This is a genomic window from Aureivirga marina (assembly GCF_015767265.1).
GTDB lineage: Bacteria > Bacteroidota > Bacteroidia > Flavobacteriales > Flavobacteriaceae > Aureivirga > Aureivirga marina.
Genome location: NZ_JADPIB010000003.1, coordinates 130,892 through 143,311 on the forward strand (window position 1 = coordinate 130,892; position 12,420 = coordinate 143,311).

Genomic DNA, 12,420 nt, shown 5'->3' on the forward strand with positions numbered 1-12,420 from the left:
TTTGAGAATTATGTTTTATAAGTTACGTTCAATACTTCCAAAAGTGTAATTTGTATCAAAAGGCCACGCATCTGGATTACCATTAAAAGTTAATTCTGTGATAATTAAATTATGTGTTAAAGTACTTCCATTTACAGTTGTTTCAATTGTAATTTTTCCAGCAGTTCCATTCCAATTTTTTACGATTTCTGGACTTGTTGGAGGAATTCCAGCACAAAAATATTCTTCAGAATCTACAGCAGTTGCAAAAAGTCTGTAGTTTACATCAATATCATTATTGTTTTGAATATCAATTTCTACATTTCCAGCAGTTGTTGGTAAAATAGAAGGATTAATCGTGATTGCCATTGCTTCATTTTCAACAGCATTTACACGATGAACAGTATATTGATTACAAACACTTATAACATCTGTGAAATTAAATAAAGAAGGAATATAATCACTAGAATATGAAGTTGAAAATTGTCCGTAGAAATAATTTTCAAATTGTAATGTTTCTCCATTACTTTCTAAAGTATAATTACTAATAGAAATATTATGATTAAAAGCGATTGTATCAGTTGGGTCGTCTTCAGAAACAACAGCGGTATTTACAACATTTACAATACCATCAACACCAATCCAATTTCTGTCAGTTCCTGGGCTAATTGGCGGAACATTTGAACAAAAATAATCATTACTAACAGCACTATTAAAAAGTCTATAATTTGAAGTAATTGTCCCAGATTCTGAAATTTGAACAGGAGTTACATCAGCAACACTACTTCTTATCTGATTATCTGTAAGTGTTAAAATTAAAGACTCAAATTTGCTTGTGTTTTCTTTATGGAGAACAAATAAATTATCACCATCATTACAATAATTTATCGTTTCTGTAAAATCAAAGCTTGGTTCATCAAAATCACCGTCATCACAAGATATAGCCAAAAAACCAAGTCCAAATAGTAAAAGATATTTTCTCATATTTTTTTCTTTATTCAAAACAAATGTACACACTTTAAATGAAGTTGTCTAGGGTTTTTTCTATTTTTGCACAGAAATTAATAAAATAAAAAATGAGCGCAAACTTAATATATTTCGATAATGCTGCTACTACACCTATAGACAAGGAAGTTGCAGAAGTTATCTTTGAATCGATGCAAACTATTTATGGAAACCCTTCTTCAAGTCACGGTGCTGGTAGAAAGGCAAAGTCATTAGTTGAAAAGGTTCGAAAGCAAATTGCGAAATATTTAAATGTATCATCAAGTGAAATTATTTTTACAGCAGGAGGAAGTGAAGCAGATAATTTAATTTTACGAAATGCAGTTGTAAATCTTGGTGTAAAAACTATAATTTCAAGTAAGATAGAACATCATGCTGTATTAAATACTGCAAAAGAATTAGAAAAAGAATTTGGAATTAATTTATTGTATGTTAATGTTGATGAAAACGGTGATGTAGATTTAAAACATTTAGAACAATTACTTTCTGAAAATGAAAACGTGTTGGTTACTTTAATGTACATTAATAATGAGTTAGGAAATATTTTGCCAGCAAAAAAAATTTCTGATTTATGTAAAGCGAATGATGCATTATTTCATTCGGATACTGTACAAGCAATTGGTCATTATGAACTAGATTTACAAGAAACTCCAATTGATTTTATCGTCGCTTCTGCACATAAATTTCATGGTCCAAAAGGCGTTGGTTTTGCTTATTTCAAAAAAGGATTTGGCGTAAAACCTATGTTAATTGGTGGTGAACAAGAAAAAGGAGCAAGAGCAGGAACGGAAAATGTACATAGTATTATTGGAATGGGGAAAGCTTTGGAAGTTGCATACAATCATTTAGAAGAAGAACAAAAATATGTTTTAGATTTAAAAAAGTATTTTATTCAAAATTTAAAGCAAAATTTCGATAATATTTCTTTTAATGGAAATTCTGAAAACCTCGAGAAAAGTAGTTATATTACAGTAAGTGTTCGTTTTCCAATTGAAGATCCGATGTTTCTTTTTAGTTTGGATTTAAAAGGTGTTGCAGTTTCAGGTGGAAGTGCTTGTCAAAGTGGAAGTAATAAAGGTTCACATGTGCTGAATACAATTTTACCTAAGTCAGAACAAAAGAAAACTTCTGTTCGTTTTTCGTTTAGTAAATACAATACAAAAGAAGAAATTGATAAAGTTTTAGAGATTTTAAAAGGAATTGTAAAGTAAATGAATTAAATAAATTTTGTAGATTTTAAATTTTTAAAAAAACAAAATAATGAAATTCGTTACTATATTTTTAAACAACTTGATTAATTAATTTGAGAAAATAAAAGTTTATATATTGAAATATAAATAGATAGAAATATAAGCTTAAATATTAACGAAATCCATAAAATATATTAGCTAGAAAAGTGTACATTTGCAGAAAATGTGAATCGTCTTATCGCTTCAATTTTGAAGAGGAAAGTCTGGACACCTTAGGACAAGCATAGCGGATAACATCCGTCCAACGAAAGTTGAGGACCAGTGCAACAGAAAGAATGTACAGTTCGGCTGTAGTGAAATCAGGTAAACTCTATGCGGTGCAATGCCATGTACATTGAAGATTGAGGATTGTCCGTCCGATTTCAAGGGGTAGGCAGATGGAGCTATTGAGTAATTAATAGCCTAGATAAATGATGAGAAATTAGAATTCCTTCTAATTACAGAATCCAGCTTATAGATTTACGTAATTTTAAATGTGTTTTTGATAAAAAAACACATTTTTTTTTGTTAATATGCAAAATTCAATTTTAAAAAAATTAGTTTAGTTAAAAATAAACTAAAGAAATTAACCTTTCGCTAAGAATCTTTTAAAAATCACCAATATTTCGTAACTTCGCGTTTTATAACTGAAAAACTAAAACAATTTATTATGGCATTTGATATTGAAATGATAAAGGGTGTCTATGCTAGGATGGCCGAGAGAGTAGATGCTGCTCGTGAGGTTGTAGGTAGACCATTAACTCTTGCTGAGAAAATTTTGTATAATCACCTTTGGGATGGAAAAGCTTCAGCTGCTTTTAAAAGAGGAACAGACTATGTAGACTTTGCGCCAGATAGAATTGCTTGTCAAGATGCAACTGCACAAATGGCTTTATTACAGTTTATGCAAGCTGGTAAAGAAAAAGTTGCAGTTCCAACGACTGTTCACTGTGATCACTTAATTCAAGCGAAAGTAGGAGCAAAGCAAGATTTAGAAAATGCAAAACACACTAGTCACGAAGTATTTGACTTTTTATCTTCTGTATCAAACAAATATGGAATTGGATTCTGGAAGCCAGGAGCTGGAATTATTCACCAAGTAGTTTTAGAAAACTATGCATTCCCAGGAGGAATGATGATTGGAACAGATTCTCACACTGTAAATGCTGGAGGATTAGGAATGGTTGCAATTGGTGTTGGTGGAGCTGATGCTGTTGACGTAATGGCTGGAATGCCTTGGGAGCTTAAATTCCCTAAGTTAATTGGTGTTAAATTAACAGGAAAATTAAACGGGTGGACTGCACCTAAAGATATTATCTTAAAAGTTGCTGGAATTTTAACTGTAAAAGGAGGAACAGGAGCAATCATCGAATATTTTGGTGAAGGAGCTAAATCACTTTCTTGTACTGGAAAAGGAACAATTTGTAACATGGGAGCTGAGGTTGGAGCTACAACTTCAACTTTCGGATATGATGAGTCTATGGAGCGTTATTTACGTGCTACAGGACGTGATGGTGTTGCTGATGCTGCAAATGAAATCGCTTCTTATTTAACAGGAGATGATGAAGTTTATGCAGAACCAGAAAAGTATTTTGATCAAGTTATTGAAATTAACTTAGATACTTTAGAGCCACATATCAACGGACCTTTTACTCCAGATAGAGCTACTCCAGTTTCAGAAATGAAAAATGTTGCTGTTGATAATGAATGGCCATTAGCTGTAGAATGGGGATTAATTGGTTCTTGTACAAACTCTTCTTACGAAGATATTTCTAGAGCTGCTTCTATTGCAAAACAAGCAGTAGAGAAAAACTTAAAAACTAAAGCTGAATTTGGAATTAATCCAGGTTCTGAACAAGTAAGATATACTATTGAAAGAGATGGATTCATTAAAACATTTGAAGATTTAAATGCTAAAATCTTTACAAATGCTTGTGGACCATGTATTGGACAATGGGCTAGAGAAGGAGCAGATAAACAAGAGAAAAACTCTATTATTCACTCTTTCAACAGAAACTTCTCTAAGAGAGCTGATGGAAACCCAAATACACATGCTTTCGTAGCTTCTCCTGAAATGGTTGCTGCAATTGCTATTTCTGGTCGTTTAGATTTTAATCCGATGACAGATACAATCTTAAACGAAAATGGTGAGGAAGTTAAGTTAGACGAGCCAACAGGATGGGAATTACCTCCAAAAGGATTTGACGTTGAAGATCCAGGTTACCAAGCACCAGTAGAAGATGGATCTGGAGTTGAGGTAAGTGTTTCACCAACTTCTGAGCGTTTACAATTATTAACTCCTTTCAAACCTTGGAATGGTGAGAATATCACAGGAGCTAAATTATTAATTAAAGCACAAGGTAAGTGTACAACAGATCACATTTCTATGGCTGGACCATGGTTACGTTTTAGAGGTCACTTAGATAATATTTCTAATAACTGTTTAATCGGAGCTGTAAATGCTTTTGGTGGAGCTACAAACAAAGTTAAAAATCAATTAACTGGTGAGTTTGGAGAAGTTCCTGCAACAGCTAGAGCATATAAAGCTGCTGGAGTACCTTCAGTTGTTATTGGAGATCAAAACTATGGAGAAGGTTCATCTAGAGAACACGCTGCAATGGAGCCACGTCATTTAGGTGTAGCTGCAGTAATCGTGAAATCTTTTGCTAGAATCCACGAAACAAACTTAAAGAAACAAGGTATGTTAGGTCTTACATTTGCTAATGAAGCAGATTATGATTTAATTAAAGAAGATGATACTTTTAACTTTGTTGATTTAGTAGATTTTGCGCCAAATAAACAATTAACTTTAGAAGTTGTTCATGCGGATGGATCAAAAGATACAATCATGTTAAATCACTCTTATAATGCACAACAAATTGAGTGGTTTAAAGCAGGTTCTGCATTGAATTTAATTAAAGCTCAAAATAACGCTTAATAATTTAAGAGTTTATCTATAGAAAAAGCCAGAAGATTTAATCTTCTGGCTTTTTTATTTTATTTTAAATTGTTTTCAAATAAAAAAATCTTTTTAGATGTAAGTTTTTTAAGGTGTAAGAATAATAGTTAGTTAATTTTATAATAAGAACTGATTAAATTTTCAAACTAAAGATATTGGATAAATTGAATGAATTAGAAGATTTTTTAGATTCACTATCTTCTAGGGATTTAGATAAATCAATCAATTGAAGTTTTTTGAAAGCTTGTGTATATTTCTCTTTTTGTACAAAAAGATGATATTTATAAACATTGGAATTATCATACGTTTTAACTAATGTGAGAATTCCTGAATTTTCAATTTCCTTCTGAACTGTCCGGAGTTTTTCTTTGCATTTGAATGTTTTTAATAAGATCATTTTATAGTTTTTTATAGTTTTGCCTGAATAATAATGATACGTTCTAACAATAATCTTATAAATAAAACAGTTTATATTATAGTAATAAAATTTAGTTAGTTAAGTTATAGAATAGATTCCTCACTGATAATGAGGAATTTATTTTTAGGTGTCTAATCTATAAATATATTTTATTTTTTCAAAATTTTATACTAAAAAATATGATAAATTGCAAAATTATTTTTTCTTTAATGAAGAAACTTTAGGTTTTATCTCTTCTTTTTGCCAACCTTCAAATGGAACTAACCAGTCTTGATGTCCAAAATAATTCCATGAAACTTTTGCTAAATCAACTTTTGGATCTACAAGTCTTTGGTATTTTCTGCCATTTAAACTTACTTTTCCATTTGCATAAATGGAAATATCTTGACCTTCATATTCGTTCTTAATTCTTTGCACAAATTGCCAAATTACATCAGGCTTTGTAGCAATCATTCTTCGTTGTTTTTTTGATAAATAATCCTCTAAATTAATTCGTGTAGTTTTTCCTGTATTATGATTTACAACTCTAAAATTAATATAACCAGATTTTGAACGAAGCATCATTCTCCAACTCATTCTATGCCCTTCTTCTGTCCAGAAAACAGAATCTTGAATTACTAAATTTCGTATTGGAAGTAAAAATTGAATTGTAAGATATGTAACAAAAATTGTCTTGATAAAAGCTCCATTTGAAGGAATTGTAACTAAATTTTCTGTATACAATTCTTTCTTCTTTAAAAAGATATTTCGAACAGTTTTTGCATCGAAGAAAAATAATGAAAACGCTAGAGATAAATATGGGAAAATTCCGACATGAAAAACAAAAGAATTAAATAAATGGAAAATAAATGAAGCTCCAAAAGCATAAATTCTTGTTCTTCTCCAAAGTAAAAGAGGAATGATTAATAAATCATAAAAAATCCCAGAATAAGCAATAAATAAATGAAAAGATTGATCTCTAAGCAATCCAGCCATAAATGGATATTGTGTTGCTTTACTGTTTAATAAAAGACCTGTAAATGTTCCATCTAACCAATCTGGATATAATTTTTGCAAAGCTCCATAAGTATAAACAATCCACATTTGTCCAATTAAAGTCCATTTTGCCCAATTAGGAATTGAGATTGATTTTTTGACTCTTCCTTGTTTTGCATCCAAAGAAGCATAATTATTTGCAGGAAGAAAACACATAATTGCACTTAAAAGCATCAATAAATAATAATGATTATTATAAGAAGCTTTTTGCATAAAATAAACTCCAGCCCACATAATTGTAAAAGCAATTGTTGCAAGACGATAACGATAACCAAGCATTACAAAAAGCCCGAAAACTCCCATAATACAATAATAAACATACATTCCGTAACCGTCTAATGGTTGGAGAAAATCTAAACCAATAAAATTGAAAGTGAATTGCGGTTCAATCATTGTTCTTTTAATCCAACCTGTAAAACAAGAACCTACAGATTCTAAAAAAATCAAAAGTCCGAAAACAATTCGGAAAACAACCATTGCACTGTTGTCAATATTTTTAAAAAGAAAATTATTCAATTTCATTTTAATTTATTTGGTTTAAATTTTAATAAATAATGGATTGTAAAAATAACTAAACTTTTCATGCAAATCGAAAACAAATATCATACTTATTTAAATTTTCGTAGAAAAAATATTTTTTATTAAAAAGAAATGATAGCTAATTTAAAATCAAAATTTTAATAAACAGTTCTTTATGTTTTCAATGAATTCGTAACATTTTTAGAATGTTAAAATTGATTTTAAGTTAAACTTTTGGCATTCTTTTTTCTTAGAAAAATTAAATTCTAAATAGATTTTATTATTTAGAATAATTAAAAATAAAGAAATATATTTGCACACGAAAACCCCATGAAACATGAAAACACTATCTGAACAAAAAGCAAAATTAGTTGGAGAACTTCACAAATTAAACGGAACAAAATTATTGAGATTTAGTATTGGTTTTATTTTTATTTGGTTTGGAACTTTAAAGTTTTTTGATGGAATGAGTCCAGCTCAAGATTTAGCAATTAATACGATAGATAAATTAACTTTTCAGATGTTTTCTGCAAATTCCATCCGATATGGTTTAGCAATTTTTGAAGTAATTATTGGAATTGGAATGTTCACAAAATTATTTTTAAAACAAACATTAGTTCTTTTAAACATTCAAATGTTAGGAACACTTACACCTATATTTTTGTTTCCTTCCATCGTTTTCACAAGATTTCCATATGCACTTTCCCTTGAAGGACAATATATTTTTAAAAACTTTGTAATTATTAGTGCTGCAATTGTTATCGCAAATGCTTCTTTTAAGAGAAAATAGTTTGTATTTTTAGGGAATGAAAATTCAGCTAGAAACAAAAGATATAATCATTTTTGAAAGTAGTTTATACAGAACTACTTCGACTTTGATTGATACAGAAAATACACTTTTTTTAGTAGATCCAAATTATCTTCCTTTAGAATTGGAATTTATCCAACAAAAAGTAAAAGAAAGAAGAGGTTCTAAAAAGTTGGTTCTTTTGATTACACATGCAGATTATGATCATATTATTGGTGTAAATGCTTTTGATTATGATGCTTTGATTACGACAGAAACTTTTTTAACGAAACGAGATATTGAGAAAGCATTATATGATTTAGAAGCTTTTGAACAGAGTTTTTATATTCATCGTGATTTTGAATTATCATATCCAGTTCCTACAAATTTAATCAAGAAAAATAATCAAGAATTTCTTTTTAATTCTATTTCTGTTCATGGATTTTTAGCTCCTGGTCATACGATTGATAGTGGATTTTTTATCATCAAACCTTTGAATATTTTAATTGCTGGAGATTATTTGATAGATATTGAAATTCCAATGATTGATGACAATTTAAAAGATTATAAAAATACACTGGATTTATTTGAAAATTTAATTGAAAATGAAGATTTTTCATTGGTTATTTCTGGTCATGGAGATTATGCAAAAAGTAAAGAAACTGTTTTAAAAAGAATTGCTTTGGATAAAGAATATTTAAAATTATTGGAAGAAAATGTTTATCAAAAACAACCTTTTGATTTAGAATTTTTAAAGAATTTTCCAAATCCAATTGAAATGAAAGCAATTCATCTTAGAAATGTGAAAAATTTAGTCAGATAATTTTTTTACTAATTATAAATTGCTTTTTTTGTGATTCTATTGAAAAGAAAAATCATGAAAAAAGAAAAAGTTGGAAAATGGTTATTAATAAGCATTTTATTAATAGCTGCAATTGTTATTTTATTGATAAATCCTATTCATCAAGATGAAAATTATCACATATTTAGCGATGAAAATACCATTTTAGGAATTCCTAATTTTTGGAATGTTATTTCAAATTTCCCATTTATTATTGCTGGAATTATTGGTTTGAGAAAATTAAAATTTTCTGAAAACACACTGAAAATGAAATTGTTTTTTACAAGTATAATTCTAGTAGGTTTTGGCTCTGCATATTATCATTTTATTCCAAATTCAACAACTTTAGTTTGGGATAGATTACCGATGACTTTAGCATTTATGACTTTATTTTCGATGTTGCTTTCAGAATTTATTTCAGAGAAACTCGGAAAAAAAATATTCATTCCTCTTTTAGTTTTTGGAATTTACTCTATTATTTTCTGGAAATTTGGTAAAAACGAAGATTTACGATTATATGTTTTCATTCAATTTTACCCAATGCTTGCAATTCCTATTATTTTATTGTTTTTTAAACCTAAAAAAGAGACCAAAAAGTTTTATTGGTATTTACTTCTTTGTTATGTTATTGCAAAAGTTTTTGAACATTTTGACTTTCAAATATTTCATAAAATGCAATGGATTAGCGGTCATAGTTTAAAACATATTTTTGCAGCTTTCGGAATTTATTTATTGACATTTACAATTGATTTTAAACAAAAAAGTCAAGAAATTTTAAAATAGTATTTATATAGAAGAAAAAGGAAGAATAGAAATGGATTATTTAAATAAAATTGATATTTTAGAAAAGGAAGAAATTCAAAACATTATCATATTAGAATTAAATTAGAAATCATGCATTTATCAATTCGAGAATTAGAAATAAAAGATATTCCATTAATAACTGATTATTGGTTGCTTTCAGATAAAGATTTTTTGATTTCAATGGGAGTTGCTTTGGATAAAATTCCAAGTCGTGAAAATTTCACAAAAATGCTTACAAAGCAATTAAGTTTACCAATTAAAGAAAGACAAACTTATGCTTTAATTTGGGAAATAGATGGAAATGCTGTTGGACACACTAATGTGAATGAAATTGTAGAAAATAAACAAGCAAAGATGCATTTACATCTATGGAATGCAACAAATAGAAAAAAAGGTGTAGGAGTAAAGCTAGTTCAAAAATCACTACCAATCTTTTTTGATAAATTGAATTTAGAAAAGATTATTTGTGAACCTTATGCTGAAAATCCGGCTCCGAATAAAGTTTTGGAAAAAATAGGTTTTACTTTTATAAAAAGTCATGTTACAATTCCAGGTTCTATCAATTTTGAACAAAAAGTAAATACTTGGGAGATTTGTAAAAATGAATTATAAAAAAAGGCTCAGGTTAATGAGCCTTTTCTGTTTTAAATGTATTTTCTAGTTTTAAAATATCTTCCAATAAAATTTCTAAATGTTTTAATTCTGTAAATGGATTCATCAAAGTTAATCGTAAATAAACTTTTCCATTTAAAGTTGTTTGAACAATATAGAAATCGCCATTTTCAATTAATTTTTGTCGAATTTTTGAATGTATATTATTTTGTTCTTGAATGTCTAAATCAGAAATTAATTTAAAACATAAAATGTTCGATTTTGGAGTAACAGGAAGTTCAAAATTTGGATGTTTTTCGATAAGTTTTGCAAATTCTAAAGTAGTATCATGCGTTTTATCAATAAATTCTTCAAAAACTTCATATCCATATTCTTGAACAATACTCATGAATTTTACACTCATCATATATTTTGTACATTCAAAAGTTCTTTTAGCAAGATTAAACCAATCTTCATCTTCATGTTTTTCCCATAAATATTGAGCTTTCTGATGAAATGTTTGATACGAATGTTTTTTGTTTTTAAACATCACAATGGTTGCCAAAGCAGGAGTCATCATCATTTTGTGTAAGTCAATAATTACAGAATCTGCTTTTTCAACACCATCCAAAAGATGTTTATATTTTTCAGAAAAAACAACTGCTCCGCCATGCGCTCCATCGATATGAAACCAGATGTTTTTTTCTTTTGCAAAAGTAGAAATAGCATGTAAATCATCATAACTTCCAGTTGAAGTTGAACAAGCACTACCAACAATTGCAATTACTTTTAAATTTTTTTCTTGTGCTTTTTGAAATTCATTTTCCAAACAAGAAATATCCATTTCAAATTTTTCATTACTCGGAATTTTTATAATTCCTTGCTCTCCTAATCCCATAATTCTTGCGGCACGATCAATGCAATAATGAGCTTGTTCAGAAACCATAATCGCATAATTTTCAGAATTTCCATTTTTCCAAACATCTTTTTCTGATTTTTCTTGTCTTGCTGCAAGCAAAGCTGTTAAACTAGCCAAAGTTCCACCAGAAGTTAAAAATCCGTCTGCATTTTTTGAGAAATTTAATTTTTCAGCAAATTTTTCAGCGATAATTTTTTCTAAAGCTGTTGCTGTACTTCCCATTTCATAAATTGCCATTCCGTTGTTTAAAGTAGAAGTTAACATACTTGTAATTGCAGAAAATGGAGCAATTGCAGAAACTTGATGTCCAATATATTTTGGATTATGAAGATGTATAGAATTTTCTGTAACATCTTTTAAAAAATCAATTCCATTTTTATTGTAATTTTTCCAATATTCTAGCTGATTTTCTGGTTTTTTATATTGAATTACTTTATTTTTTTCTTCTAAAGAATCTTGAAGAAAATCAGCGATGAAATCAACCATTTCATGTCCTTTTTCTCTAAAATCTTCCGTGTTATAAGCTTGTTTTATTTTTTCCAATTCTATGTAGTTTTATAATTAATTGATTGGACGAACTTACATAGAATTTTTTACGTTTTTTTCATTCTAATGTGGTTTTAAGGCTTTTTTATCATTTTGTACAAAGAAAAATCTTAAAAATAATGGTAATTTAAAAAGTGAAAATTTTTAAAATGACATATTTTGTTTGATTTTGTTAATTTTTCTGCTTTTCTGACAACGTCTTTGGTTTTGATTATTACGCCAGGTGTTGGATTTGTTTATGTAGTTACAAAAGGAATTTTGACAAACAAATGGGAAGCTTTTAAAGTTTCATTGGGAATTGTAACATTACTTTTAATTGACACTGTAATAAGTGCAATTGGCGTTGCTTATGTCATTAATTCTTCCAAAATTTTATATAATATTCTAAAATATTTAGGAATTATTTATCTGCTTTATCTTGGAATAACTACGATTATAAATTATAAAAAGAAACCTTCTAAAAAGAAATTTAAACGCTATGATAAATCTTTTATGCAAGGATTTATTATTGCAATTACAGATCCACAAGCAATTGCTTTTTTTGTAATTGTAATTCCTCATTTTATTCCTGATAATACCAAACATCATGTTGTGGATGCTTTGATTCTTGGAGGAGTTTTTTCATTGATTTCATTGATTTGGCTTTCTATTGTTTCAGTTTTGACAGGAAGTTTAGGAAAACGAATGGAAAACAATAAATATTTCCATAGAACAACAAAAATTCTTAGTGGAATTGTCTTAATCGCTTTAGCTATAGATATCTTTTTTACACGATCTTAAATAAACTA

General features: G+C 28.5%; 11 protein-coding genes and 1 other RNA gene. 8 read left to right on the forward strand and 4 right to left on the reverse strand.

Annotated elements, in window-relative coordinates; all coding sequences use genetic code 11:
* Positions 1-15 precede the first annotated feature (15 nt).
* The gene (locus I1A51_RS07405) at positions 16-963 is read right to left on the reverse strand and encodes a hypothetical protein (protein ID WP_196892593.1); all 948 of its coding nucleotides are present in this window, start codon (positions 961-963) and stop codon (positions 16-18) included.
* A gap of 92 nt (positions 964-1,055) precedes the next feature.
* Between I1A51_RS07405 and I1A51_RS07410 the strand changes: the two genes are divergently transcribed.
* From I1A51_RS07410 to I1A51_RS07420, 3 genes are all read left to right on the forward strand, one after another.
* Positions 1,056-2,195, forward strand: a complete 1,140-nt coding sequence (locus I1A51_RS07410; protein WP_196892595.1) for a cysteine desulfurase family protein — start codon at positions 1,056-1,058, stop codon at positions 2,193-2,195.
* A gap of 201 nt (positions 2,196-2,396) precedes the next feature.
* An RNA gene (gene rnpB, locus I1A51_RS07415) (RNase P RNA component class A) lies at positions 2,397-2,704 on the forward strand.
* 179 nt (positions 2,705-2,883) lie between these two features.
* Positions 2,884-5,151, forward strand: coding sequence for an aconitate hydratase (locus I1A51_RS07420; RefSeq protein WP_196892596.1), 2,268 nt, complete (start codon positions 2,884-2,886; stop codon positions 5,149-5,151).
* Positions 5,152-5,305: 154 nt separating this feature from the next.
* On the opposite strand, the gene I1A51_RS07425 is transcribed toward I1A51_RS07420, so the two are convergent.
* Both I1A51_RS07425 and I1A51_RS07430 read right to left on the reverse strand, forming a co-directional pair.
* On the reverse strand, positions 5,306-5,569 hold the full coding sequence (locus I1A51_RS07425; protein WP_196892598.1) for a hypothetical protein: 264 nt from the start codon (positions 5,567-5,569) through the stop codon (positions 5,306-5,308).
* Positions 5,570-5,785: 216 nt separating this feature from the next.
* Complete coding sequence (locus tag I1A51_RS07430; protein ID WP_196892600.1) at positions 5,786-7,147, reverse strand: HTTM domain-containing protein; 1,362 nt, start codon at positions 7,145-7,147, stop codon at positions 5,786-5,788.
* Between the two features lie 334 nt (positions 7,148-7,481).
* Between I1A51_RS07430 and I1A51_RS07435 the strand changes: the two genes are divergently transcribed.
* The 4 genes from I1A51_RS07435 (at position 7,482) to I1A51_RS07450 (ending at position 10,188) form a co-directional block, all read left to right on the forward strand.
* Entirely contained in the window at positions 7,482-7,934 is a 453-nt protein-coding gene (locus I1A51_RS07435) for a doxx family protein (protein WP_196892602.1), read from the forward strand.
* 16 nt (positions 7,935-7,950) lie between these two features.
* On the forward strand, positions 7,951-8,754 hold the full coding sequence (locus I1A51_RS07440) for an MBL fold metallo-hydrolase (RefSeq protein WP_196892603.1): 804 nt from the start codon (positions 7,951-7,953) through the stop codon (positions 8,752-8,754).
* A gap of 54 nt (positions 8,755-8,808) precedes the next feature.
* On the forward strand, positions 8,809-9,555 hold the full coding sequence (locus I1A51_RS07445) for a ceramidase domain-containing protein (RefSeq protein WP_196892606.1): 747 nt from the start codon (positions 8,809-8,811) through the stop codon (positions 9,553-9,555).
* Between the two features lie 111 nt (positions 9,556-9,666).
* Positions 9,667-10,188 carry a GNAT family N-acetyltransferase gene (locus I1A51_RS07450; RefSeq protein WP_196892607.1) on the forward strand — a complete coding sequence of 174 codons (522 nt, stop codon included), beginning with the start codon at positions 9,667-9,669 and terminating at the stop codon, positions 10,186-10,188.
* A gap of 13 nt (positions 10,189-10,201) precedes the next feature.
* Here the strand turns inward: I1A51_RS07450 and I1A51_RS07455 are convergent, their stop codons facing one another.
* On the reverse strand, positions 10,202-11,629 hold the full coding sequence (locus I1A51_RS07455; protein WP_231373987.1) for a pyridoxal phosphate-dependent decarboxylase family protein: 1,428 nt from the start codon (positions 11,627-11,629) through the stop codon (positions 10,202-10,204).
* 162 nt (positions 11,630-11,791) lie between these two features.
* Here I1A51_RS07455 and I1A51_RS07460 point away from each other — a divergent pair, with 162 nt between their 5' ends.
* A complete protein-coding gene (locus I1A51_RS07460) occupies positions 11,792-12,412 on the forward strand; it encodes a LysE family translocator (protein ID WP_196892609.1) in 621 nt (206 codons plus the stop codon).
* The last annotated feature ends 8 nt before the right edge of the window (positions 12,413-12,420 follow it).